This window comes from Achromobacter sp. F4_2707 (assembly GCF_047501535.1).
GTDB lineage: Bacteria > Pseudomonadota > Gammaproteobacteria > Burkholderiales > Burkholderiaceae_B > Yanghanlia.
On the sequence record NZ_JAZDRJ010000008.1, the window covers coordinates 97,020 to 122,430 of the forward strand.

Annotated in this window: 23 protein-coding genes; 17 read left to right on the forward strand and 6 right to left on the reverse strand. The window is 56.5% G+C overall.

Annotated elements, in window-relative coordinates:
• Positions 1-5: 5 nt before the first annotated feature.
• The 13 genes from bamB to rpoD all read left to right on the forward strand — a co-directional run bounded on the left by bamB (position 6) and on the right by rpoD (position 15,402).
• Positions 6-1,160, forward strand: coding sequence for an outer membrane protein assembly factor BamB (gene bamB, locus VRY85_RS09440; RefSeq protein ID WP_414598338.1), 1,155 nt, complete (start codon positions 6-8; stop codon positions 1,158-1,160).
• On the forward strand, positions 1,157-2,605 hold the full coding sequence (der, locus tag VRY85_RS09445) for a ribosome biogenesis GTPase Der (protein ID WP_414598339.1): 1,449 nt from the start codon (positions 1,157-1,159) through the stop codon (positions 2,603-2,605). Before bamB ends, der begins: the two co-directional genes overlap by 4 nt.
• The gene (hisC, locus tag VRY85_RS09450) at positions 2,602-3,672 is read left to right on the forward strand and encodes a histidinol-phosphate transaminase (protein ID WP_414598340.1); all 1,071 of its coding nucleotides are present in this window, start codon (positions 2,602-2,604) and stop codon (positions 3,670-3,672) included. The genes der and hisC overlap by 4 nt, the downstream gene beginning before the upstream one ends.
• 112 nt (positions 3,673-3,784) lie before the next feature.
• A complete protein-coding gene (gene hfq / locus VRY85_RS09455) occupies positions 3,785-4,021 on the forward strand; it encodes an RNA chaperone Hfq (protein WP_414598341.1) in 237 nt (78 codons plus the stop codon).
• 78 nt (positions 4,022-4,099) lie between these two features.
• Positions 4,100-5,206, forward strand: coding sequence for a GTPase HflX (gene hflX / locus VRY85_RS09460; RefSeq protein ID WP_414598342.1), 1,107 nt, complete (start codon positions 4,100-4,102; stop codon positions 5,204-5,206).
• Positions 5,172-6,497 (forward strand): FtsH protease activity modulator HflK, encoded by a 1,326-nt coding sequence (hflK, locus tag VRY85_RS09465; protein ID WP_414598343.1) that lies wholly within the window; start codon positions 5,172-5,174, stop codon positions 6,495-6,497. Before hflX ends, hflK begins: the two co-directional genes overlap by 35 nt.
• Before the next feature lie 10 nt (positions 6,498-6,507).
• Positions 6,508-7,422, forward strand: coding sequence for a protease modulator HflC (gene hflC / locus VRY85_RS09470; protein ID WP_414598417.1), 915 nt, complete (start codon positions 6,508-6,510; stop codon positions 7,420-7,422).
• A gap of 145 nt (positions 7,423-7,567) precedes the next feature.
• Positions 7,568-8,731 (forward strand): ATP phosphoribosyltransferase regulatory subunit, encoded by a 1,164-nt coding sequence (locus VRY85_RS09475; RefSeq protein ID WP_414598418.1) that lies wholly within the window; start codon positions 7,568-7,570, stop codon positions 8,729-8,731.
• Between the two features lie 90 nt (positions 8,732-8,821).
• The gene (locus tag VRY85_RS09480; RefSeq protein ID WP_414598344.1) at positions 8,822-10,117 is read left to right on the forward strand and encodes an adenylosuccinate synthase; all 1,296 of its coding nucleotides are present in this window, start codon (positions 8,822-8,824) and stop codon (positions 10,115-10,117) included.
• A gap of 17 nt (positions 10,118-10,134) precedes the next feature.
• Entirely contained in the window at positions 10,135-10,674 is a 540-nt protein-coding gene (locus VRY85_RS09485) for a phosphoribosyltransferase (RefSeq protein ID WP_414598345.1), read from the forward strand.
• Between the two features lie 117 nt (positions 10,675-10,791).
• Entirely contained in the window at positions 10,792-11,004 is a 213-nt protein-coding gene (rpsU, locus tag VRY85_RS09490; RefSeq protein ID WP_165279597.1) for a 30S ribosomal protein S21, read from the forward strand.
• Positions 11,005-12,987, forward strand: a complete 1,983-nt coding sequence (dnaG, locus tag VRY85_RS09495) for a DNA primase (RefSeq protein ID WP_414598346.1) — start codon at positions 11,005-11,007, stop codon at positions 12,985-12,987.
• A gap of 120 nt (positions 12,988-13,107) precedes the next feature.
• A complete protein-coding gene (gene rpoD, locus VRY85_RS09500) occupies positions 13,108-15,402 on the forward strand; it encodes an RNA polymerase sigma factor RpoD (RefSeq protein ID WP_414598347.1) in 2,295 nt (764 codons plus the stop codon).
• A gap of 84 nt (positions 15,403-15,486) precedes the next feature.
• Here rpoD and VRY85_RS09505 read toward each other — a convergent pair whose 3' ends face one another.
• The 6 genes from VRY85_RS09505 to VRY85_RS09530 form a co-directional block, all read right to left on the reverse strand.
• Positions 15,487-16,221, reverse strand: a complete 735-nt coding sequence (locus tag VRY85_RS09505) for a ParA family protein (protein ID WP_414598348.1) — start codon at positions 16,219-16,221, stop codon at positions 15,487-15,489.
• Positions 16,218-17,744: a CHAD domain-containing protein gene (locus VRY85_RS09510; protein ID WP_414598349.1), complete on the reverse strand. Its 1,527-nt coding sequence runs from the start codon at positions 17,742-17,744 to the stop codon at positions 16,218-16,220. Before VRY85_RS09510 ends, VRY85_RS09505 begins: the two co-directional genes overlap by 4 nt.
• A 91-nt stretch (positions 17,745-17,835) precedes the next feature.
• Positions 17,836-18,177 (reverse strand): zinc ribbon domain-containing protein YjdM, encoded by a 342-nt coding sequence (locus tag VRY85_RS09515; protein ID WP_414598350.1) that lies wholly within the window; start codon positions 18,175-18,177, stop codon positions 17,836-17,838.
• A gap of 137 nt (positions 18,178-18,314) precedes the next feature.
• The gene (ppk2, locus tag VRY85_RS09520) at positions 18,315-19,250 is read right to left on the reverse strand and encodes a polyphosphate kinase 2 (RefSeq protein WP_414598419.1); all 936 of its coding nucleotides are present in this window, start codon (positions 19,248-19,250) and stop codon (positions 18,315-18,317) included.
• Between the two features lie 136 nt (positions 19,251-19,386).
• Entirely contained in the window at positions 19,387-21,153 is a 1,767-nt protein-coding gene (locus VRY85_RS09525; protein WP_414598351.1) for an SLC13 family permease, read from the reverse strand.
• 344 nt (positions 21,154-21,497) lie between these two features.
• The gene (locus VRY85_RS09530; RefSeq protein ID WP_414598352.1) at positions 21,498-21,734 is read right to left on the reverse strand and encodes a hypothetical protein; all 237 of its coding nucleotides are present in this window, start codon (positions 21,732-21,734) and stop codon (positions 21,498-21,500) included.
• 236 nt (positions 21,735-21,970) lie between these two features.
• On the opposite strand from VRY85_RS09530, the gene VRY85_RS09535 reads away from it, so the two are divergent.
• The 4 genes from VRY85_RS09535 (at position 21,971) to VRY85_RS09550 (ending at position 25,230) form a co-directional block, all read left to right on the forward strand.
• Positions 21,971-22,585 carry a DNA-3-methyladenine glycosylase I gene (locus VRY85_RS09535; protein ID WP_414598353.1) on the forward strand — a complete coding sequence of 205 codons (615 nt, stop codon included), beginning with the start codon at positions 21,971-21,973 and terminating at the stop codon, positions 22,583-22,585.
• A gap of 291 nt (positions 22,586-22,876) precedes the next feature.
• Positions 22,877-23,143, forward strand: coding sequence for a hypothetical protein (locus VRY85_RS09540; protein WP_414598354.1), 267 nt, complete (start codon positions 22,877-22,879; stop codon positions 23,141-23,143).
• A 2-nt stretch (positions 23,144-23,145) separates the two neighbouring features.
• Positions 23,146-24,441, forward strand: a complete 1,296-nt coding sequence (locus tag VRY85_RS09545; RefSeq protein ID WP_414598355.1) for a hypothetical protein — start codon at positions 23,146-23,148, stop codon at positions 24,439-24,441.
• A 3-nt stretch (positions 24,442-24,444) separates the two neighbouring features.
• The gene (locus VRY85_RS09550) at positions 24,445-25,230 is read left to right on the forward strand and encodes a hypothetical protein (protein ID WP_414598356.1); all 786 of its coding nucleotides are present in this window, start codon (positions 24,445-24,447) and stop codon (positions 25,228-25,230) included.
• The last annotated feature ends 181 nt before the right edge of the window (positions 25,231-25,411 follow it).

Genomic DNA, 25,411 nt, shown 5'->3' on the forward strand with positions numbered 1-25,411 from the left:
CATCCATGCAGCCAGTCGTATCTCGCCGTGCCCTTCGCAATACCATTTTGGCCCTGGGGCTGCTCGCGTTGGGCGGTTGCTCCATGTTCTCGAGCAGTGATCCACGCTATGAGCCGGCCGAACTCACACAATATGAAGCCCGGGTCGGCGCCAATGTGCGCTGGTCAGCAGCCATAGGCAGTGGCAGCGGTTATGGTTTTGCGCCCGCCGTGCAGGGCGAGGCGGTGTATGCCGCCACACCGAATGCTCTGGCCAAGGTCGATCTGGTCTCCGGTAGAGTGCTGTGGCGAACCAGCCCGGGTATCACCCTGACCGCAGGCCCAGGTTCGGATGGCCGTACAACGGCGGTTGTGGCTCACGATGGTCATGTCATTGCTTACGATGACAGCGGTAAGGAAAAATGGCGGTCTCGCGCCAGCAGCGCCGTATTCGTGCCGCCGGTGGTGGGCAATGGCGTGGTGGTCGTGCGGAGCACTGATTACCGCATCCAGGCATTTGATGCTGAAACAGGCGAATACCGCTGGGATGTTCAACGCCCCGGTCCGGCGCTGGCGCTCAAGACAAGCATGCAGATGCGGGCCATTGATGGCGTTATTATTTCCGGGCTGCCCAACGGTCGGCTTATCATCATTGATGCCGACAGCGGGGCGGTGCAATGGGAGGCGCCCGTATCGGTTTCTCGCGGCGCGACCGATCTCGAACGCATTAGCGATGTGGTCGGGGCTCCGCAAATGGCGGGTTCGCTGCTGTGCGGCGTCACCTACCAGGGGCGTATCAGCTGCTTTGACCTCAGCCAAGGCGGGCGCCCGGCATGGGATATTCCCTTTTCCAGTCATTCCGGCATGACGAACGACGGCCGCTACGGCTACGTTGTTGATCAGCGCGATGATGTGCATTCCATTGATTTCGCAGACGGTTCCAAAGTCTGGGTTCAAGATGCATTGCGCAACCGCAAGCTGGCAACTCCAGCCGTGACGCCTGCTGCCGTAGCGGTGGCCGACCTGGAAGGCTATGTGCACTTTTTGTCGCGTAGTAATGGCGACTTGTTGGGGCGTCTGAACGTCGGCGGCGGCACCGTACTTTCTCCGTTGGTTGGCACACCGGCCGGTGTGTTGGTCCAGACGGGTAATGGCAACCTAGTTTTGGTTGGTGTGAATTGAGCAAATCCAGTTTCAAGCCTGTTGTCGCGCTCGTAGGGCGCGCTAACGTTGGCAAATCCACCCTGTTCAACCGTATTACGCGCTCGCGTGCGGCATTGGTTGCCGACTTCTCGGGCCTGACTCGGGACCGCCACTATGGCGAGGGCAGGGTGGGCAAACATCCTTTTATCGCCGTTGATACCGGTGGCTTTGAGCCGGTCGCAAAGGACGGCATTCTGCGTGAAATGGCGCGTCAGACGCATCAGGCCATTGCCGAAGCGGATGTCGTGATCTTTCTGGTGGACGCCCGCGCAGGTGTGAACGCGCACGATCACGAAATTGCGCAATTACTGCGTAAATCGGGCCAGAGAGTTTTCCTGGCAGTGAACAAGGCTGAAGGCATGCGGCACACAGCGCCGCTGGCGGAATTCCATGAGCTGGGCTTGGGTGAGCCGCGCGCCATATCGGCCTCGCACGGCGATGGCGTGGTCGAGCTCATCGAAGAAGCGCTGTCGTTCATGGATGAATATCCTGACGACGACACGCAGGAAGTCGCTGTCGAACAGTGGGATGATACAGAACCTGTCGAAGGCGGCGACGTGGAAGCGGCCGCCGCCCAGGACGACCTTACCGACGAACAAGCGCCCCAGGTGCAGCACCGTATCAAACTGGCCATTGTCGGGAGGCCCAATGTGGGCAAGTCGACGCTGATCAATGCGTTGCTCGGTGAAGAGCGTGTCATTGCCTTCGACATGCCGGGCACAACCCGCGATGCGATTGAAATTGAGTTCGAACGTGGCGGCAAGGCCTATACCCTGATCGACACGGCTGGGCTACGCCGCCGTGGGAAAGTGTTTGAAACCATCGAGAAATTCTCTGTCATCAAGACATTGCAGGCCATTGAGGCGTGCAATGTCGTGTTGTTATTGGTGGATGCACAGTCGGAAATTTCCGACCAAGATGCCCATATTGCAGGCTTCATCCTGGAAACGGGCCGAGCGCTAGTCGTCGCCATCAATAAGTGGGATGGCCTCGATGCCGATAAACGCGAGTGGATACGGCGCGAATTCGATCGCAAACTGCGTTTTCTCTCGTTCGCCCGCGTACATACTATTTCGGCGCTTAAAGGGCAGGGCCTGAAGGCAGTCATGAAATCTGTCGATGACGCGCATGCCGCAGCGTATCGGAAACTGTCCACGCCGCGCCTGACACGTACCCTGCATGCCGCCGTCGAACAGCAGCCACCGCCTCGCAAGGGCATTTTCCGCCCCAAGATGCGCTATGCCCACCAAGGCGGGCAGAACCCGCCGCTTATCGTCGTGCACGGCAGCGGGCTGGACGCGGTGCCAGAATCTTATCGGCGCTATCTGGAATCCCGTTTCCGTACTGCCTTCCAGTTGGAGGGCACGCCCCTGCGCATTGAATTCAAATCGTCGCACAACCCTTACGTGCAAGGAAAATCGTGAGTCGCTACTGGAGTCAACACGTTGCCGGCCTGACCCCCTACACGCCGGGCGAACAGCCGAAAATCGAGCGTTTGCTCAAGCTCAACACCAACGAACATCCTTATGGTCCATCGCCGCGAGCGTTGGAGGCCATTCGCAATGGTGCCGGTGACGAGCTGCGGTTGTACCCTGATAACGAATCTACTGCGCTGCGCAAGGCGGTTGCCGAATACTACGGGGTGGCGCCGGAACAGGTCATGCCTGGAAATGGCTCGGATGAAGTGCTGGCTCATGTCTTCAATGCCTTGTTCCGCCATGGTGACCGCCCCTTGCTGATGCCGGACATTACTTACAGCTTCTACAAAACCTATTGCAAGCTGTTCGACATACCGGCTAAGCTGGTTCCGCTGGCCGATGATTTTTCTATCTGCCCCGACGATTACCTAAATTTGTCAGAACAACCGGCGGGCATTATTTTCGCCAACCCCAACGCCCCCACGGGCATGGCGCTGGAACTTGAGCAGATAGAACGCATCGCCAGGGGCAACCCCGATGTTGCAGTGGTTGTCGATGAGGCCTACGTGGATTTCGGTGCGAAAACTGCGATCTCGTTGATAGACCGCTGCCCCAATATTGTTGTCATTCATACGTTTTCCAAATCCAGGGCGCTGGCCGGAATGAGGGTCGGGTACGGCGTGGCCTCACGCGAAATTGTCGAGGGCCTGCTACGGGTGAAGGACAGCTTTAATTCCTACCCCCTGGACAAGCTAGCAATTGCTGCGGCCGTAGCGTCCATGGAAGATCGCGATTATTTCGCAGCTCAAACGCAAAAAGTTGTGCAGGCACGAGAATACCTGAGCAAAGAACTTGAAACTATTGGTTTCAAGGTTCTTCCGTCAAAGGCCAATTTTGTCTTTGCGAGCCACCCTGGGCATGATGCGGCCAAGCTGGCAGCCGAACTGCGTAAGCAAGGTGTTTTGGTCAGGCACTTTCAGGCGCCGCGTATTGACCAGTTCTTGCGTATTACTGTGGGGACGCGGGAAGATTGCGAGCGGCTTTGTAATACCTTGTCCGAAATCACGCAGTAAACACACTAAAATTAATAGTGCGCAGTGGGCCGCAGCGTGCAATATTGGGGAAAACCCTGTAAAGTAAGCGTTTACGCCTTTCTCTTATAACAACATAACCGGAGCCTCGCCAATGAGCAATAAAGGGCAAACATTACAAGATCCGTTTCTCAATGCTTTACGTAAGGACCACGTGCCCGTTTCGATTTACCTCGTCAATGGCATTAAGTTGCAAGGTCAGGTTGAATCTTTTGACCAGTACGTCGTGCTCCTACGCAACACCGTTACGCAAATGGTATACAAACACGCCATTTCGACAGTCGTGCCGTCGCGCCCTGTCAATTTTCAAGTAGATGCTGCGACTGAATAAGCGTACGTTGACAGCCATCATTCATACAGCGCAGCCTGTTGCGGGTTCTTTCGCAATGGGCGGCGCTTCGTTCCGCTCATGAAGGCCCTGATTATCACGGTCGATATGGGCGAGCCCGACTACGAAGCCCATTCCGAAGAATTCCACATGCTGGCCGAAGGCGCCGGTGCGGAAATCGTCGAGACTTTGCGGGTCAAGCGCGGCAAGCCCGATGCCGCTCATTTCATCGGTTCCGGCAAGCTTGAAGAAGCGGGTCAGCTGGTGGCAGCTACCGACCCAGATGTGGTGCTGTTCGACCAGGCTTTATCGCCCGCTCAGCAGCGCAACCTCGAAAGAGTGCTGAACCGCCGTGTGGTGGATCGCGTCGCGCTCATTCTGGATATTTTTGCCCTGCGCGCCAAAAGCCATGAGGGAAAGCTGCAGGTGGAATTGGCTCAGTTGCAGCATTTATCCACCCGTCTTACCCGCCTCTGGACTCACTTGGAGCGCCAGCAGGGGGGGATAGGCATGCGCGGCCCCGGTGAATCGCAACTTGAAATGGACCGCCGTATGATCGGCGCAAAGGTCAAGGTTTTGCGTGAACGCTTGGCTAAGGTGCAGCGCCAGCGCTCCACGCAGCGCCGTTCGCGGGCACGAGGAGCGACGTTTTCAGTTTCGCTTGTCGGCTACACCAACGCCGGAAAATCCACCTTGTTCAATGCGCTCACCCGGGCGGGGGCTTATGCGGCTGATCAGCTGTTTGCCACGTTGGACACAACGACACGCCGCATCTGGATAGAAGGCGCGGGTCAGATCGTGGTGTCCGACACCGTAGGGTTTATTCGTGATCTTCCGCCAACCCTGATAGCAGCCTTCCGGGCCACACTGGAAGAAACCGTCCATGCCGATCTGCTGTTGCACGTCGTTGATGCGGCCAGCCCGCAGCGAGATGAGCAGGTAATGGAGGTCGATAAGGTTCTTGAAGATATCGGTGCTCACGAGATTCCACGCATTCTTGTCTATAACAAAATAGATGCGGCGGGTTACGAACCTCGGGTCGAGCGCGATGAACATGGTACGATTGCACGAGTTTTTGTAAGTGCTTTACAGCGCACTGGTTTGGACGGGCTGCGAGCTGCGGTCGCCGAATCAGCTCAAATCGCGGGAAACAATGCGTTCAATATCGAAAATATTCAACCTGAATGATCCAGGCTGGGGGCGAGGCGGCCGTAATGATGGCGGCCGTAATCAAGATGACTCTTCGCGTAGGCCTCAGAATGATGGGCCGCCCGATCTCGACGAGGTTTGGAAAGATTTCAATAACCGCCTAGGTTCGCTGTTTGGCAACAAGCGTGGCGGAGGCGGCCCGCGTGGGCCGCGTCCCGGGGGCTCCGGTGGAGGCGTGCCTTCCTTGCCTTCGGCGTCGCCTAAGCTATTGGCCGGGCTTGCCTTGGCGGGCGTGGTGATCTGGGGCTTAAGCGGCTTTATGATCGTGCAGGAAGGCCAAGTAGCCGTGGTGACGCGCTTTGGCGAGTACAAAAAGACGTTGCCACCCGGCTTGCAATGGCGCATACCGTATCCGATTGAAGATCACCAAATGGTGAACATCGCGCAATTGCGTACGTTTGAAGTCGGCTTTCGTGGAACGGCGCGTAATAAGGTGTTGCCGGAATCCCTCATGCTGACCACCGATGAAAACATCGTCGACGTTCAGTATGTGGTGCAGTACCGCTTGAATCCGGACGGTGCGCCCGATTATCTCTTCCGCACTGCAATGCCAGACGAGTCCGTGCGTCAGGCAGCAGAAACGGCGATGCGTGAAATCGTCGGCAGGAAAACCATGGACTTCGTTCTTTACGAAGGCCGTACAGAAGTAGCCACCGAAGTGCAATCGCTGGCTCAATCGATACTTGATCGTTACCAGACGGGTATCCAGATCAGCACGGTCGCTATCCAGAACGTCCAGCCGCCCGAGCAGGTGCAGGCGGCGTTCGATGACGCCGTTAAGGCTGGGCAGGATCGCGAACGTCAGATCAACGAAGGCAATGCTTACGCGAACCAGGTTCTGCCCCAGGCGGAAGGTCAGGTCGCACGTATGCTGCAAGATGCCGAGGGTTACAAGGCCAAGGTCATCGGGGACGCCCAGGGTGATACCGCACGCTTCACCAGCATTGAAGCGGAGTTCGCCAAGGCGCCGGATGTCACGCGTCAGCGCATGTATCTGGCTACGATGGAACAGATCCTTGAGTCCAGCGCTAAGGTCATGGTCGATGCCGATTCCAGCAACAATATGCTGTACTTGCCGCTGGATAAAATCATGAGCGAAACCGCTCGCGACTACCGTGCTCCATCGGGCAGCAGTTCGGTCGAGGCAACCACGGGCGCTGCAGCAGCGTCAACCACCTCGTCGCGTCCCGCAACCACGCCATCCAGCAGCGTTCCCACGAACAATAATGCTGCGGCGCGTAGCGCGCTGGTAAGCCCGTATTCCCGCTAGGAGGAACATGATGCAACGTTTATTTCCTGCACTGGTGGGCCTTGTCATAGCGCTTACCGTGCTGTCATCTTGTATGTTTGTCGTGCGTGAGCGCGATGCTGTGCTGCTTTTTGCCCTGGGTGAGGTCCGCAAGACAATTGTCGAACCCGGCCTTTATTTCAAACTGCCGCCTCCCTTCCAGACGGTTACCCGGCTGGATAAGCGGCTGCAGACCATCGAAACGAACGACCCAGAGCGTATTCAGACGTCTGAAAAGAAGAACCTGCTGATCGATTCTTTCGTGAAGTGGCGCATTGACGATCCCCGCTTGTTTTATGTGACTTTCGGTGTCAATGAGCGTGCGGCGGTCGAGCGTCTTCAGGCACAGATCCGCGATGCGCTGAACGCTTCCGTCAACGTGCGTACGGTACAGGCGGTGGTGTCTACCGAGCGAGACGCCATCATGCGCGAAATTCTGAGCAATGTGCAGGCACGGGCGAAGCCGTTGGGGGTGGATGTTGTCGACGTGCGCCTGCGTCGCATTGAATTCGCTCCGGAGATTTCCGAATCCGTCTATCGTCGTATGGAAGCCGAGCGTAAACAGGAAGCCAACCGCTTGCGCGCTTCGGGTGCTGCAGATGGTGAGCGCATCCGTGCTCAAGCAGACCGGCAGCGCCAGGAAATGTTAGCCACCGCCTATGCTCAGGCGCAAGCCATCATGGGTGAGGGCGACGGAGAAGCGGCTGGGATTTACGCCGGTGCGTATGGCAAGAATCCGCAATTCTATGACTTCTACCGGAGTCTGGAAGCTTACGGTAAATCATTCGGTGGTCAGGGTGATACCTTGGTCATCAGCCCAAAGTCCGATTTCTTCAAGTTCTGGGGAGCGGCCGAGGGTGAAAACGCATCACAGCAAAGCCGTAGCGCTGCACCCGCTGTTCAGTAGAAGGGAAGGCTTTTGCATGAAACGCACCATGGTTTACAATAACGTGTAAGTTTCGATTACTCTTATCCGCGAGCGACTTGCGGGCTTACGCCCCAGGTCGCTTTTTGTTTGGCAAACACTTGTCCAATCACCAACAGGACTCATGATGACCAAATGGCTGCTGCCGGAAAGCCTGGCAGACATCCTCCCCGCAGAAGCCCGGCGCATAGAAGAGCTGCGGCGCAAGTTATTGGATCTCTACCGGGTTTACGGCTTCGAGCTGGTAATGCCGCCGCTGGTGGAATACCTGGACTCCCTGCTGACTGGTCATGGCTATGGCCTGTCGCTGCGCACTAATAAGCTGGTCGATCAGCTCTCCGGCCGCACCTTGGGAGTGCGAGCCGATATGACACCACAGGTGGCGCGTATTGATGCCCACTTGCTGAACCGTGAAGGTGTCACCCGTCTGTGCTATTGCGGTTCGGTACTGCATACCAAACCCATGGGCTTGTTCTCTGATCGTGAGCTACTGCAGATTGGCGCCGAAATCTTCGGTCACGCTGGGGTCGAGGCCGATATCCAGGTGATCGAACTGGCGCTTGAAAGCGTCCGGTCGGCTGGAGTGGCTAGGCCGCGCCTTGATCTTAACCACCCGGGTGTCATGAACGCCATTGTCACTGCAGACCCTGCGCTGGTTGATAAGGCCGATGACATTGCCGATTTGTTGGCAGCAAAAGACGTCCCCGGTTTGCAAGCGCTGGGCGCCACCCTTGAAGGTCTGCGTCCAGGCAGCCTGCAAGCGTTAGTTGATCTGGCCGATCTCTATGGTGGGCCTGAAGTCCTGCAGCGGGCACGCGAGTTATTGCCAAAGCTGCCTGCAGTCGGGCGTGCGCTCGACGACCTTGAGCGTTTGGCGGGCTTTTTAGCCAATTACGATATAAGCTTCGATTTCGCCGATGTGCGTTCTGGCTACGGTTATCACTCCGGCGTTGTGTTTGCGGTCTATGCTGACGGCTGGCGCGATGCGCTGGTGCGCGGTGGCCGTTACGACGGCGTCGGCAAGGCTTTTGGGCGCGCGCGACCCGCTACCGGCTTCAGCCTGGATCTTCGTGCGCTTTCTGGCGGCCTAGCACCCGCCATGCCAGCCAAAGCGGTACGTGCCCCCTGGGGAAATGAACCGGCATTGGCGGCAGCGCTGCGCGAGTTGCGCAGTGCAGGCAACATCGTTGTACAGATCATGCCCGGGCAACAGCAAAGCCTGGACGAGTTCGTGTTTGATCGCGAACTGGTGCAGGAGGGCAATGAATGGAAGGTGAGGGCGATTCAGTAGCGCGCAGTCTGGCGCTGTTCTTTCGCGTGGGTTTTCACTTTGCCGTGTCTGTCGCATGACAGGGCGGCACATCTTAATTTAATAGATGAAATGAGCAAGAATATCGTGGTGATCGGCACCCAGTGGGGTGACGAAGGCAAGGGCAAGATTGTTGACTGGCTGGCGGAATCCGCCCAGGGCGTCGTGCGCTTCCAGGGTGGCCACAATGCAGGCCACACTCTCTGGATAAACGGCAACAAGACAATTCTGCGTCTGATTCCCTCGGGCATCATGCACGATCATGTCACCTGCTATATCGGCAATGGCGTGGTGCTGTCCCCGGAAGCGCTTCTGCAGGAAATCGGTGAACTCGAAAAAGCCGGTCTTGATGTGCGCTCACGCTTACGCATTGCCAGCGCTTGTCCGCTGATTCTGCCTTACCACGTAGCGCTTGATCAGGCGCGCGAAGCTCGCAAAGGCGATGGCAAAATCGGTACGACGGGCAGGGGTATTGGCCCAACCTACGAAGACAAAATTGGTCGCCGGGCGCTGCGAATCCAAGATCTCTACGATCCCGCTGCCTTTGACGCCAAGCTTGAGGAAGTGCTGGATTTCCATAATTTCGTGCTAACGAAATACTTGGGTGCTACAGCAGTTTCATTTGACGAAGTCCGCGATCAGGCTATGGCTATCGCCCCTGAGTTGCAGCCCATGGTGGCCGATGTCTCGCATGAGCTGCACCGCGCCAGCAAGGCGGGTGGGCGCCTGTTATTCGAGGGTGCGCAAGGCGCCTTGCTGGATATCGATCACGGTACCTATCCTTTTGTGACTAGCAGCAACTGCGTGGCTGGCGCTGCGTCGGCTGGTGCGGGCGTGGGGCCGCAGATGCTCGATTACGTGTTGGGTATTGCCAAGGCATACACCACTCGCGTGGGTTCCGGTCCGTTCCCAACAGAGCTGGATTGCGATATTGGCCTGCGGCTGGCTACGGTTGGCAAGGAGTTCGGTTCTGTTACCGGTCGTCCGCGCCGCTGCGGCTGGTTCGACGGCGCTGCCATGAAGCGTTCTGTCATGGTGAATGGCATTAATGGCCTGTGTGTTACCAAGCTCGATGTTCTGGATGGCCTGGAAACGCTTCAGATTGGCGTAGGCTATCGCTATCGCGGCGAATTCCTGGATGTCCTGCCATATGGGGCCGACGCTGTCATGGAGGCCGAGCCGGTGTTTGAAGAACTGCCCGGTTGGACGGAAACCACAGCAGGCATAACGGAATACGATAAGCTGCCTGTGAATGCGCGCCGCTATCTGGAGCGCATTGCGGAGGTCTGCGATGTCGCCATTGACATGATTTCCACTGGTCCAGACCGTATGGAAACCATTATGCTTAACCAGTCCTTCAAGGCTTGATAGAAGGGGAACGCGCCATGGTGCTACCTGCAAATACCGATCGCGATCACTGGGTTTCGTGGGCCCAGTACAACGAACTGATCGAGCGCCTGGCGCTCATCGTTCATGAGTCCGGCTGGAAATTTGACAAAATCCTATGTCTGGCTCGTGGCGGCGTAAGGGTGGGGGATGTGCTTTCCCGCATTTACGACGTTCCGCTGGGCATTCTCGCCACCAGCAGTTACCGCGAAGCAGCGGGCACTGTGCAAGGCAAAATGGATATCGCGCAGTACATCACCATCACACGTGGTACGCTGGATGGAAAAGTCCTGTTGGTCGACGACATGGTCGATACTGGCATGACTTTCGGCCGGGTGCGCGATCACCTGCTGAACCAGTTCCCCGATATCGAGGAAATACGCACGGCTGTGTTGTGGTGGAAAGGCCACTCAAAGGTCACACCTGACTATCACGTTGAGCACTTGCCGACCAACCCTTGGATTCATCAGCCCTTCGAGGATTACGACAGCATTCGTCCACATCAGCTCGAAGCCTGGATGCGCAAAGGTAAGCGTTGATGCCTGCCTGTCAGGTAAGCATTGACGTTCTATGCAAATTCGCGCTAGAATTTATAGTTATCTCATCAACTCATTACTAGATAAGTTTTTTATCTATAGCTTAAGGCCCGGGAATACATGCCTATCGTTCGTCTGAAGGAAAACGAGCCGTTTGAAGCCGCACTGCGTCGCTTCAAGCGCACTATCGAAAAAAACGGTCTTCTGACCGAGTTGCGTTCGCGCGAGTACTACGAAAAACCCACTGCAGAGCGCAAGCGTAAGCACGCCGCCGCAGTGAAGCGTCACTACAAGCGCATCCGCAGCCAGCAGCTGCCTCCGCGTCTGTATTGATTGATACCAGAATCCTTCATACAGGATCTGCTCGCCCGAGTAGACGTTGTCGATGTCGTAGGGCGATATGTGCAGTTGCGCAAGGGTGGGGCCAATCTGCTTGGCCTCTGCCCCTTCCATAAAGAAAAATCCCCATCGTTCACGGTTAGCCCGACAAAACAGTTCTATCACTGTTTTGGCTGCGGTGCGCACGGAACCGCCATTTCCTTTTTAATCGAGCATACCGGGGCTAGTTTCCCCGAAGCGGTACGCACGCTTGCCGCCGGTGTCGGTATGACCGTACCTGAAGTGGAACGGTCGCCAAGGCAGCGCCAGCTTGATCGACAGCGAAAACAGGAAGTCTCGCGCCACGAACAGGTGTTGGAAAGTGCTCGTCAGCACTATTTAAACAGCTTAAAGCGTTCTTCCAGAGCGATTGAGTACCTGAAAGGGCGAGGCTTAAGTGGGGAAGTCGCAGCACGATTCGGGTTGGGATGGTCGGGTGAAGACCGGCGCGGCTTGACCGCAGTGTTTCCTGACTACGAAGACCCGCTGCTGGTGGAATGCGGTCTGGTTATTGAAGCCGAAGACGGGCGGCGCTACGATCGCTTTCGGGAACGTATTATGTTCCCTATCCGCAATGGGCGGGGCAAGCTCATAGGGTTTGGCGGCCGGATTATTGGCAAAGGCGAACCCAAGTACCTGAACTCGCCTGAAACTCCGCTGTTTTCCAAAGGGCGCGAGCTTTACGGCTTGTGGGAATCGCGAGCCGGCGTGCGGCGTGAAGGTTGTGTGCTGGTGGTCGAAGGCTATATGGATGTCGTGGGCCTGGCTCAACATGGCCTGGATAATGCCGTGGCAACTTTGGGTACGGCGACGACGCCGGAACATGTGCAGAAGTTACTGCGCGCCAGCAATAAAGTGGTGTTCAGTTACGATGGCGACCAAGCCGGTGCACGCGCCGCTTGGCGGGCGCTGCAGGCGTGCTTGCCCCAGATGCGCGACGATGTGTCCGTGCGTTTTCTGTTTTTGCCCGCCGAGCATGACCCAGATTCCTACATCAAGGCGTTTGGTGAGCAGGCCTTCAGGGCGTCCCTGGATGAAGCTGTATCGCTATCGCGTTTTATGCTGGACGAACTCGGGCGGCGGCATAGGCTGGATGAAGCCGAAGGCCGCGCTGCCTGTGTGCACGAAGCGCTGCCTTTGCTGGCCAGCATGCCGCAAAACGCCTATCGTTTGCAGGTGGAGCGGGAGTTTGCTCAACTGGTGTTGCTGACACCTGAAGAACTCAGTGGGTTGTTGGAGCGTGCGCGTGTTACCGGCAGGTCGGTGGAACCGGCGCGCGGTCAGACACAGAGAAGCAGCCATCGTTTTGTGCCCGCCACAGCGGAACAGCAAGCCGCAAGGGGTGGGGCGAGTCAACCAGACGTGGTCTGGGACGACGCTGGCTCACCACCCTGGGCAGATATTCCTGCTGATGAAGGTTATGCAGATATGGGTGCGCCGGAACTTGGCGCACCTACGACAAGCAGGCGAGGGGCGCGGCAGCAGCCTGCCGGAACCCGCCATAGTGTGACCCCGATGGCAAAGCAATTGCTGCGCCTTTTGGTGGCCCATCCGCAACTCGTTGAAGGGTTAGGTGACCAACAGCTTGAAATTTTGGGGCATGGCCCCCATCTGAAGTTAGTGCGCGAATTGATCGCGCTCGTCGTTGCCAGCGGCGCTCGCCACGCAGGAGCGCTGTTGCAAGCGGCAGAACCGGGCTCTGATCTGGAGCAGGTGCTGTCCGGGCTCGGGCCACAAGTGCTGGCCGAAGAAGATTTGCCTGATCCACAGGCTGAATGGAATGACGCCCTGAGACGCATCGAACTTGACATGATCAAAGCGGAACAAACGGCGCTGGTGTTGGCTGGATTGAAGGAAGCAGCTCAACAACAACGCTATCAGGAGCTCAACCGCCGTCGCGTTCTTCTAGAAACTGGCGGCGCGGGTAAAGTGTTGTAAAATTGAACGTTTCTGCAACGCAATCGCATATATATGCGTTGTGTACTCTTCCTTCCCATCCGAAGCAGCGAGTTGTGGCCTCGTGCTCTTCCAGTGTTTTTGCGTCTACGGAATGCGACTATGACAAAAGTTACCCGTGTTTCCCCTGATGTGGCCGATGATGCCACAAACAAAACCAAGACTGTGGCGGCGACCCGCGATGGCGATTCGCTCGCAGTGAAGGTCGGGGAAGACGTCGAGGGCGGCGCGGCCAAGACTGCCGCAAAGAAAACCGCCGCGAAAAAGACTGCAGCGAAGAAAACGGCGGCCAAAAAGACGGCAGCCAAGAAAACGGCTGCAAAGAAAACTGCCGCTAAAAAGACGGCTGCAAAGAAAACCGCCGCCAAGAAAACCGCAGCAAAGAAGGCGACTACCGTTCGTGCGACTAAGTCCACCGGGCGTCGCCCAGGTCGTCCAGCCAAGAATGCCAATCAGGCCGACGACTTCGTCGACGATACCGATGGCGAGGAAATTCCAGAACTCAAGCCGTTGCCCAAGCGTGGCAGCAAGCGTGGCAAGGGTGAGAAAGACGCGCCTGCGCGTAGCCAGCTCACGCCCGAAGAACAGGAAGCACGCCGCAACCGGCTTAAGGTTCTGATCAAGCTGGGTAAAGACCGCGGCTACCTGACTTACGGTGAAATTAACGATCACCTGCCGGACGATCTTGTCGATGCGGAAGCCATTGACGGCATCATCAGCACCTTCAGCGATATGGGAATTTCGGTCTACGACCAAGCTCCTGACGCCGACACCCTGCTGATGAGCGATTCCACGCCCGTGGCCGCCAGCGATGACGACGTTGAAGACGAAGCAGAAGCCGCGCTGACCACCGTTGATTCCGACTTCGGCCGCACGACAGACCCTGTTCGCATGTACATGCGTGAAATGGGGACGGTCGAGTTGCTGACTCGCGAAGGTGAAATTGAAATCGCCAAGCGTATTGAAGACGGTCTCAAGCACATGGTGATGGCAATTGCCGCGTGCCCGACCACAGTGGCAGAAATTCTCGACCACGCTAATCGTGTGCGCGAAGAGACCATGAAGATCGACGAGTTCGTCGATGGTCTGGTCGATGAGGATGGCGAAGATTATGCAGGCGCTGGCGTCACCAGCGACGACGATGACGACGGCCCAGCCGGTGGCATGAGCAGCAAGCAGGTCGAGTATCTGCGCAAAAAGGCCATGAAGAAGTTCGACATCGTCCAGGAATGGTTCGATAAGATGCGCACCGCCTTCGAAGAAGAAGGATATGCGTCGCCTGCCTATCAAGAAGCTCAGGAAGCCATTCTGAACGAATTGATGGGTGTGCGCTTTACCGCCAAGATGGTGGAACGCCTGGCTGACGCCATGCGTGTGCAGGTTGCCGAAGTGCGCACTCACGAACGCGCCATCATGCAAACGTGTGTCACACGCGCCGGCATGCCGCGTTCCTATTTCATCAAGAACTTCCCTGGCAACGAAACCAATCTCGAGTGGGTCATTAAAGAAGTCGAGGCGGGTCATCCGTATTCCGAGACCCTGGAACGCTACGTTCCTGACGTTCAGGAAATCCAGAAAAAACTGATCGAACTGCAGCGTGCTGTCGTGTTGCCGCTTAAAGACCTCAAGGAAGTTAATAAGCGCATGGCAACGGGCGAAGCCAAGGCTCGCAAGGCCAAGCGCGAGATGACCGAAGCCAACCTGCGTTTGGTGATCTCCATTGCGAAGAAGTACACCAACCGTGGCTTGCAGTTCCTGGATCTCATCCAAGAAGGCAATATCGGCCTCATGAAGGCCGTGGATAAGTTCGAGTACCGTCGTGGTTATAAGTTCTCGACCTATGCCACATGGTGGATCCGTCAGGCCATTACGCGTTCTATCGCCGACCAGGCACGCACCATCCGGATTCCGGTTCACATGATCGAAACGATCAATAAAATGAACCGCATCAACCGTCAGATCTTGCAAGAGACCGGCGCTGAACCGGATCCCGCAACCCTGGCGCAGAAGATGGATATGCCTGAAGAAAAGGTACGGAAAATCCTCAAGATCGCCAAGGAACCCATTTCCATGGAAACCCCCATTGGCGACGATGATGATTCCCACCTGGGCGATTTCATCGAAGACGTTGGCACATTGTCGCCAGCCGAATCGGCCTTGCACGGTTCCATGCGCGATGTGGTCAAGGAAGTCCTTGATTCGCTCACCCCGCGTGAAGCCAAGGTGCTGCGTATGCGCTTCGGTATCGAAATGAGCACCGACCAAACCCTGGAGGAAGTCGGTAAGCAATTCGACGTCACTCGCGAACGCATTCGCCAGATAGAAGCCAAGGCACTGCGCAAACTGCGCCATCCCAGCCGAGCTGACAAGCTCAAGAGTTTCCTGGAAGGGCAGTAATAAAAAAGGCGTCAGCAAAAATCTGACGCCTTTTTTAATGGGGTCTGTCCCGGTTTTTTAAAAAAACCGGGACAGACCCCGTTTTTATTTCACTTCCGTGGCAAGGGTGCGGTAAGCTTTGCTTGCGCTGCAATTGGGGGCGGTGGCGACCACCGGGGCGCGCTGTACGCCCATGCGTTCCACATCCGATGAAAACGGGATGATGGTTTTTAAGAAGCGCTTTTTGTGGGTGGATGTCATTTCGGCCATGGTTTCGCCATGCAGCTTCTTAACGGTTTGAGCCATGGAGAAAAAGCCTCGCAGTTTTTTCGTGTCGAGCTTGTTCGCCTTGAAAAAATCCAGCAGTTGTTCAAAGGTCCGCTGCGACAAAGTGGTGGGAATGACCGGAACGAGAACCAAGTCAGAGCAGCGGAAGACGTTTTCTGACAAGATGGAAATACTGGGCGGGCAATCCAGGAGGATGTAGTCGTATTCTTTCTCGACCGCTTTAAGAGCCTTTTTCAGGCGTGAGCGACTATTGCGCATGCGCGACAGGAAGATATCGAATTCGCGAAAATCCATGTTGGCGGGCAAGATGTCGAGGTTGTCATAATCGCTGCCGCGAATGGCATCTGTGAACTTTTTGACATCCTTGAAAAATGCCGTGTCTGTCAGCTTCTTAGATGGCTTCACACGGAAATAAAAGCTAGACGCGCCCTGAGGATCGAGATCGCACAACAAGACACGCGAACCTTCGGCAGCCAGCGTATAAGCCAGATTGACAGCCACCGCTGTCTTGCCAACACCGCCCTTGTTCGAGTAGCAGGCAATGATCTTCATGTGTTGTCCTTGCGGGGTTGAAAGAGATCGCTGAATGTTTGTTGTACGTCCGGCCTGTTGAAACGCGCCAAGCTGGCCAGCGCCTTAGTGCGTTCTTCGAGTTGGCGGCCATGCAATACTGCGATCAGGGCGCCTACACTTTGAGCAATAGCCAGGTCGGGCCCGTCTTTGCCGCCCGTTTTTTGCAGAAACGCGTGCAAGCTTTCTTGCTGAACGGAGTAATCGTTGAAAAGGCCAAGGTTATCTTGTAATCGCTTCAAGGGCTTCAGCAGTTTGTTCAAGGCGGGTTTGGAGAAAACCGGGCTGAAGAACTCAATAAGATAGCGCAGCTTTTTGCAGCGGATGCGCAAGTCATGAACTTGTTCGTCTGGGGTGTCTGGGCCAATCAGCAGAGCCGCTTTGTGTACCTTACGGTAATGCTGCCAGATGCGTTCGCAGGCATAGTCGTGCGCCGATTGGCCGGCGTTGGGGCCGCCGACGAGGTCTTTGCGCTGTTTGAACAGCTTGGACAGGCGGTTGACCTCGCGTTTGTATGCGGCGCTGCGTAGATGCCGTGATAGTTTTTCTTGTTCGGCGGCTCTTTCTGCACTGATTAAGTCGAGTAGGGCATCCAACCCGCCGTGCAGGCTTTCCGGTAGGAAATCGTGATAACTGTCGCGTTCCAGCAGATAAACGTCTAGGTCGCGCAAGCGGCCGGTGGGTGCGGCCAGAGCGGAAAACCGGGTTTTTAGGTCGGCGGTCTGGCTCTGGTCGTAGACCCCTTTGAACAAGCTGAGAACCGATCTTATTTTGCGCAACTGAATGCGGTAATCATGCAAAAACTCTGTATCGTGGTCGGCAATAATTCCTGCTTCGTTGGCCCGCATAATGGGCAGGCAACTGGCAATAATTTTGTTCGCGGCATCGAAGGCTGTCTCGCTGTCGGTGATGGCGATATCCGGTTTAGGGTCGTACGATGCCAAGGTGGGAAACAGCTGCTTGTACAGGGCTGCGCAGCTAACCGGTGTGCAGCCGATGCGTTCTATGTGAGCACGCAGTTGCTGCAGTGATTTTCCATAGCCTCTGATACTTTGCAGTTCCACCAAGCTGAGCTTGCGGCCTGACTCGCTTGCAAAACTCATCAGGCGTGCGCGGCAGTGTGTTTTTCCTTCGCCATCAACGAAAGCAAGGTGGATTTGCTGCCGGGTGCCGCTACCAACGGGCAGTAGTTTTCGTAAGGGCGAAAGCGCAGACAAGGCCTGTTTAAGGGGGCCGTCGGTAAATTCATTGATAAACCGAGGCTCACCTATGGCCGCCTGGGAAAGCCGCGGCCCATCATCGCGTAGCAGTTCGAAATGGCCGTCGATTTCCAGCAACAGACAGCCCGAATGACGCAGGGGTTGATCAAAGCAGTCCAGAGCTGTGAACGCGGTTGACTCGGCTTCAAGAGTAGAAACTGGAACTAACTTGCCGACGGGCCGGCTAATGAGGTGATCGACGCTGGCGAGCAGCAGAAGTTGGTGTTGGATCTTTGACTGGCTCATCGTGTCTGACACCCAGAGGTTCCTTAATGCGTTGTTTTTCGTTGGCCGGCGTTGCGACTTGATGTCATGGCGCTGGCATGGCCTGCCAGCATCAGATCTTTTTCACAAACTGCGTTTTCAAGCTCATAGGGCCAAAGCCGTCGATTTTGCAATCGATATCATGGTCGGAATCCACCAAGCGGATATTCTTGACCTTGGTACCCATTTTGACGACGCCGCTTGAGCCTTTTAGTTTCAAATCCTTAATCACAGTAACAGTATCGCCGTCCTGAAGCACATTTCCGGCGGAATCACGGTAAACCTTTTCGGTGGGCTCGCCCGCGCTAGATTCGCTCTGCGACCATTCGTGCGCGCACTGGGGGCAAACATAGAAATTGCGGTCTTCGTAGGTGTAGTCAGCCTGACATTCGGGGCAAGGGGGTAAGGTGCTCATTGTGGTTTGAAAGACGGGCGCTGAAGCGCCTTCATATGGTTGATTACCAGGCCATTGTCTCATTTTCATTCGTATCGGGCGAATAAGCGCCGATGTTCCGGCCTGTGCCGGTGAGCTAGCCTTGCCTTGTCGTGCGGTCAATACACGTCGGGTACGTACATCTCGTCGGGAACGGGGGTGCGCAGGTAGTCCGGGTGATATTCGCGTTTGGGCAGCACAATATTGGGCTGATCTAAATCACCATAAGGAACTTGGCTGAGCAAATGGGATATGCAGTTCAGGCGAGCCCGCTTTTTGTCCACCCCTTCAACAATCCACCAGGGCGCTTCTTCAATATGGGTGCGCTCCAGCATGATTTCCTTTGCCAGAGTGTAGCTTTCCCAACGGCGACGCGACTCAAGATCCATGGGGCTGAGCTTCCATTGCTTGAGAGGGTCGCGGATACGCATCAGGAAGCGCATATGTTGTTCATCATCCGTGATGGAGAACCAGTATTTCACTAGGATGATGCCCGAGCGCACCAGCATTTTCTCGAATTCGGGAACAGTGCGGAAGAATTCTTCGTACTCATCTTCCGTACAAAAGCCCATCACGCGCTCGACGCCCGCGCGGTTGTACCAACTGCGGTCGAACAGCACCATTTCTCCGCCTGCGGGAAGGAGAGAAACGTAACGCTGAAAATACCATTGCGTGCGTTCTCGTTCGCTAGGAGCGGGCAGCGCTGCTACACGGCAGATACGGGGGTTGAGCCGCTGTGTGATGCGCTTAATGGCGCCTCCCTTGCCTGCGGCATCGCGGCCTTCAAACAAAACAACGACTTTTAGCTTATGTGCTTGCACCCAGTCTTGGAGTTTGACCAGCTCGCGCTGCAGGCGAAACAGTTCTTTGAAGTAGAAACGCCGGTCCAGACGGCCTTGTTGAACGGGGCCTTGCGGCGGGACTTCCAGCAGCAGCTCATCCAGCCTGTCATCGTCCAGCTCCATCTCAAGCTCTTCGTCAAAGCTGTCTAGCATGTCGGCTTCGACACGTTGAGATGGGGTAAGTGACGCATACGGTAGATCGGAATCGGTCATGTCGGGTGGGTCGGTAAAAAGATTCATCCAGGGTGCCCGCATGGTACGTGTCGCAAATGAATCTTTTGTGACAGCGTCATAGTCGTAAGGAATTAATACAGGCTCAAGCCTGGCCCGTGCAAAAGAGCGCGGCTTACTAGAATGGCCAGAAGACCGGGATGAAGATAACGCCCAGCACCCAGAAGATCAGATTCAGTGGCAGGCCGACTTTTACGAAATCACTGAAACGATAACCGCCCGCGCCGTACACCATGGTATTGGTCTGATAGCCCACCGGAGTGGCGAAGCTGGTGGAGGCGGCAAAGGTTACCGCGATCAGAAAAGGCGTGGCATCCACACCCATGAGTTCGGCAGTTGAAACACTTATGGGGGTAAGCAGCACGGCAGCAGCGGCGTTGCTCATGAACTCTGTCAGTAGCAGCGCCATTAGATACAAGACTGCCAGCACCACCAAGGGGCCCATGGCGCTCACCAGGCCCAGTGTGTTTTCCACCAGGAATTGAGCCGCGCCCGTTTCACTCATGGCCACGCCCAGCGGCAACAGCCCCGCCATCAAGATGATGATGCGCCAGTCGATAGCGTCGTACATATCTTCGGCATCCAGACAGCCCGCCAGAGTCATTGCGACCGCGCCGGCCAGGGCTGTCACGGCAATGGGCGCCCAGCCTATGGCAGAAATCCCTATCACTAACGCCATGGTGATGAGCGCAAAGGGTGCCCGCCATCCGCCGCTTTTTGGGGGCTGGCGCTCAGACAGCACAATGACATTCCTGTCGGCACGCAGGGCAGGCATTTCAGATTCGGGAATCAGCACCAGCAGAATATCACCGACTTGTAGGCGCACATTGCGTAGTTCATCACGCAATATTTGACCGCGCCGGTGGATGCCCAGCGAGGTGGTGTTGTGATGCCAGCCTGGGTCCAACATACCCAGCGTACTGCCAATGACTCGCGAGCGCGGCGCAATCATGACTTCCGCCAGCACCATCTCGACCTCTTCAAATGAGCGCTGCTTGAGCTTGAACTCGGCGTTCACTTCCAACCCGGCCTCTTTGCGCAGCTCATCCAGTTTTGACCAGTCGCCACGGGCCAGCAGAACATCGCCTTCTTGCAGTGTCTGCGACTTTGGCGACCAGACCTTTTCACTGCCACGCAGCAGTTCCAGAACATAGACGCCGTATTCCTCGCTGAGTTTGGCCTCGCCTACAGAAGTGCCGATCAGTGATGAGTCTGGCATAACGCGCAATTCTGTAATGTATTTGCCCAATTCGTAGTGATCGACCAGCTCAGCGCCTCGCGTGTCCGGCAATAGCCAGCGCCCCAGCGTCAGCAGATAGAGGCAACCCGCAGCCATGCAGATCACCCCCAGGGACGTGAACTCGAACATGCTGAAGCCCGGGTGGCCGAGATCCCGTGCCATGCCGTTCACTAGCAGGTTGGTCGAGGTGCCGACCAAGGTGCAAACCCCGGCCATCTGTGACACATAAGATAAGGGAATCAGCGCCTTGGATGCCGACATGCCAATACCGGCCGTGGCGGCAATGACAATAGGCATGAACACAGCCACAACTGCCGTGTTATTGACGAATGGCGCAATTAGCGCAAGAACGCCAAACAGAATGAGAAGAAATTGAAAAGGAGACTTGGCCCGGCCAAGTAGATTACCGATACCCGATAGCGCACCGCTGTTCTGTAGACCAGCCGCCAGAACAAACATGGAAGCCACCGTAATAGTGGCGGGGTTGCTAAAGCCGCTGAGTGCCTGGTTGGTATTGATCAGACCGGTTATCGCCAAAGAAGTCAGCACCAGCAGCGCCACGGTATCCATCGGCAGCTTTTCGGTGGCAAATAGCGCAATGGCCACCAGCGCGATGAAAAGAACCACGGCGATTTCTAACGTCATTGTTGGGCGGCTCCCGCTTCTTGCTCTTTAAAAGGTTCTTCCCGGCTAACCTCAATATACTAAGCCGGGAAAAACTCCAGCCATAGCAGGTGTAGCTTTGCCGCCACAGTGCCGGCCACCTGCGATGCGTTCAAGTTGCGTGGATTAGCTCTGCCCCGAATGACGGGGCAGCCGCCCATGTACAGCGTGAATGTGACATTTTTGTGATCAAAGAACCTCGGATGCTGATGGAACAAGCGTTTGCGCGATGTTTCCTCGGGTTATCCCTAGGGTTATGCACACGGACAGTGGATAACTGCGGCCCCGAATGCCCGTCTTCGAGGCGCTGCACCAAGCCACATAAGTTAATTCACCCGGTCACGCAGTTGAGTCACGTTCTGCTGGCCGGCGCAATGCGCGCAGCAGAACATGCGCCCGCTTTGTTCCAGCCCGTGCCCGATGATGGGAACGTGGCAATGCTCGCAGCGCGGAGCCATTTTATGAATGGCGCATTCAAAACTGTCGAAGGTGTAAGTTTGGCCTGAGAGGGTGATTTGAAACGATTTATCGTAATCGTTGCCGCAAGAGTCGCATATCGCCATGGAAGTCCTCCTTGTTAGCGGGCCGACGCGCCGTCCGCCCGCGAGTATGAGTGCGCCGACCCATGGTGGATTGCCAGGGTCGTGCAAACCGGGAATCCGCCAGCCAGCAAACGGCATACCTTCTTGGCCGCAAGGTTGGCTTCAAGTATTGACGCGGTGCAGTGCGTGCCTCACAGTAAGCGCTTGATTGGAGGGCGTGGCTTGTGCACAGGTGCATGGCCATGCAGTGAACACGTATGTCTACATCGTTACTTGACCTCGGCCCGGATGGGCATCTGCGTTGCCGCTGGTGCCTGGCTACCCCCGGCTATCAGCATTATCACGATACAGAGTGGGGGTTTCCCGTCGCCGATGACCAGCGGCTATTTGAGAAACTCTGTCTTGAGGGCTTTCAGTCGGGCCTGAGCTGGCGCACCATATTGGAAAAGCGTGAAAATTTCCGCCTAGCCTTCCATGGCTTCGATTACCAGCGTATCGCTGACTACACCGAGCAAGACGAAAAGCGTTTACTTAACAACGCAGGCATCATCCGTCATCGGGGTAAGATCGCCGCCACCATCAATAACGCCAGGCGAATGCAGGAATTGGTGGAGCGCGAAGGCTCGCTGGCCGCTTTTGTATGGCGCTACGAACCGGATCCCGCCACACTACCGCCCCCGGCAACCACTACCACTTCGCCGGAATCGGTGGCTTTATCAAAAGAACTGAAAAAGCGCGGATGGAAGTTTGTCGGGCCGACCACGGTGTATTCCTTTATGCAGGCCATGGGCCTGATCAATGACCATGCGCCCGGGTGTGTGGTGCGCGCCAGAGTTCAGGCAGCCAGGCAGGTGTTCCAACGGCCTGCGTGACATTTTTATGACCAATGAACCTTGGAAGCTGATGGCACAAGCGTTTGCGCCATGTTTCCTTGGGTTATCCCTAGGGTTATGCACACAGACAGTGGATAACCCCTTTAAGGTGATCAAGAGAGGAGCGGCGCCAAAGAGGTCGGGACGAATTCATCCGTCTCGGTATTCGCGAATTGGCGGAGCTTGAGTCGGGCGGCACACTGGCGAAACAGCAAGGTAACCCCTGAGCCGCCAGTGTGCTGAGTCTGCATTCCACATGTGCGTCCGGGGTTTTAAAACCGTGGAGGACACATGAAAAAAGCAGATAAAAAACAGCGCGGACAGGGTATGACCGAATACATTATTGTGGTCGCCCTGGTGGCGGTTGCCGCCATTGCCGTCTATCAGTTGTTCGGCCAGGTCGTGCGTTCGCAAACCGCGGCTATGGCCCGCGAGCTGGCAGGCGAGGACGGCTCGGAACAATCCGCAGCTGCCCAAGCGGCGGCCGATGCCGCAGCAGGCCAAACAGCCGCCCGGACGCTCAAATCCTTCACTGGCAATGCTGAAGCGGGGCAATAAGCATGCGCCCGAAGCGACTCCATTCCCAACAAGGGCAGGTTCTGATTTTAGGCCTGTTGCTGGCTAGTGCTGCCGCGTTGGTCTTTGTACGGTATTTCGATACCGGCATGGTGGTGGCCGAGAAAGCTCGGCAGGATCATGCTCTGGATGCCGCCGCCTACAGCGGCGCGCTGGTACAGGCTCGCGCCCTGAATATGCTGTCTTACATCCACCGGGCGCAGGCCGCCCACCAGGTGGCGATGGCGCATCTCGTCACATTGGGCTCATGGGCGCATTTTGCGGGCACGGAGGCGCTCAGAGCGTCCATGGGCAACCCGCCCGCCTATGTTATAGGCATGCATTTTGGCCCTGAACATGCGGCTGCCTATCTGGCGGCGCTTAAAGCAAGCGGCCTGGAGCACCGTGCCAGCGAACACGGCATATTGGCATCTGCGTATGCTGAGCACGACCGGCTGAGCCGTTCGGTGCTGGCTTCAGCAGGTAGGCAAGTGGCACATGGGTGGGGGGCTGCACGCAACCAGGCTATGCGCGAAGTTTTGGCGGCAAATTATCCGGGTGAAACTCGCTTTGATCTGAGCATTACACACGATGGCAGCGTGGGTTTTTTGGCGGCTCACCAGGGCAACCCGGGTTTCATCCCTTTCCTACGGCAGTTGGCTGGGCTTTACCAGTTTCTTGAACCCCGCAATTACACAGATCGCAGCTTATTCCCCGTCAGCGCCCGATGCCCCTCACGCCGCCACGAACTGCGCCGTAGAGGAAGCACGATTCTAAGTGGCGATGGGCTGTGGCAATCCATGGACACCCAGTCCTACCATGCGGTGAGATCTAACAAGTGGATAGGCTGCTACTACCGCGAATACCCCATGGGTTGGGGCTGGATACCCCCTGCAGAATCGGCGCTCATGAATGAAGATTACGTCGAGAATCCGCCTGAGGACTTTAGCAATCAGGATTTCTGGCGTTGGGTGAGTGGCGCGACCAACTGGGATCTCCTTGGCGATCGTTCAAATCCGCTGGCAAATTCTTGGGCGTATTCCGCCCGGCGCCCTTGGAGGGGGGGAGGGCTGCCGGTTTTCCACGATCTGGCCTCCTCTGACCGGCAGAGAACCGCACATTTCACGGTGGTTTTGAAACGAACCGGTAGGAATGGTTTATCGCTGACATCGCGCGCAGCAGCGGAAACTTATTTCAGGCGTCGGCATCTCCGGGCCGATGGGCGTCGCGAACTTCCCAGTGTGTTTCATCCCTACTGGCAGGCGCGCCTACGCGAGCCGGAACATATCCAGACGAGGTAGGCCATGCCGTTTCCTGTTGATCACATCGGCTCATTTTCCGGTTTACCAAGGCAACGAGGCCAGGCGTTGGTGGAATCGCTTGTTGCGCTACTAGCGTTGGCCGTTCTATGGGTGGCGTTGAGCTGGTTGGCCCATTATCAGGACGCTGCACTAGCCGCCACACACGCTAGTCGTTACGTCGCTTTTGTAGCGGGTCGCGGCGAACAGTTGGGTGCCTACCAGGCTTTATATGCGACACGGCAGGCGTTTCCGTATCGCGGAGGTGAGTCTGTGGTTGTTTCAAGTGAAGTGCCTGATGCCTCTGTAAGCATTTCCCGCCAGCGATTGACACCGTTGTCAGTGTCGGCGCAACCGGGTGCCGGCTCAGTCACAGCTACGACACTGCGGAATGACTGGTCGTTAGCGGATAAAGGGATTGTGCGTGCGCGGGTGAGCCTGAGCTTTGGCGATCCCTCGCTTGGTGTCGGTGCAAGCCAAGATGCAAGCTTGTTCAAGCTGCGAGCTTTTGATCTGGCTTACCCGCCGCTGTCGCGCAGCATCAGCATACTGACTGGGGCGGGGCATGGTGTTTCAGATGGCGAGGTTCAGTCTCGTGTGGCGGCGTCCTCAATCGCGTGGGCGGCGGCTTACGGGGCCTCACGGGCGGCAGGGTCTGAAGTCACGATGCGGGCTGATGGGGTGGAGCGGGGTTGGGGCCGCTCAGCGCCCGACTTTGACTGGCTTCAGCCCTGGAGTGGGCAGGTACCGGGCCACTTGTTAGCTGACTATGCGGCCAATGGAGGGAACTGAGATGAGGGTGGGTTCTGTTGTCGTAGATACAAAGTATATTTATTGTGTGGTTAGGAAGAGGGCGGCGTCCATCCTAGCAACATTAGTCTTGTGCCTGACGCCGGCCCAGCAGGTATGGGCAATACAGTGGCACCAGCCCTGGGCGGTGAGGGTAAATGGGCAGCATCTTCTCGTTGAACCC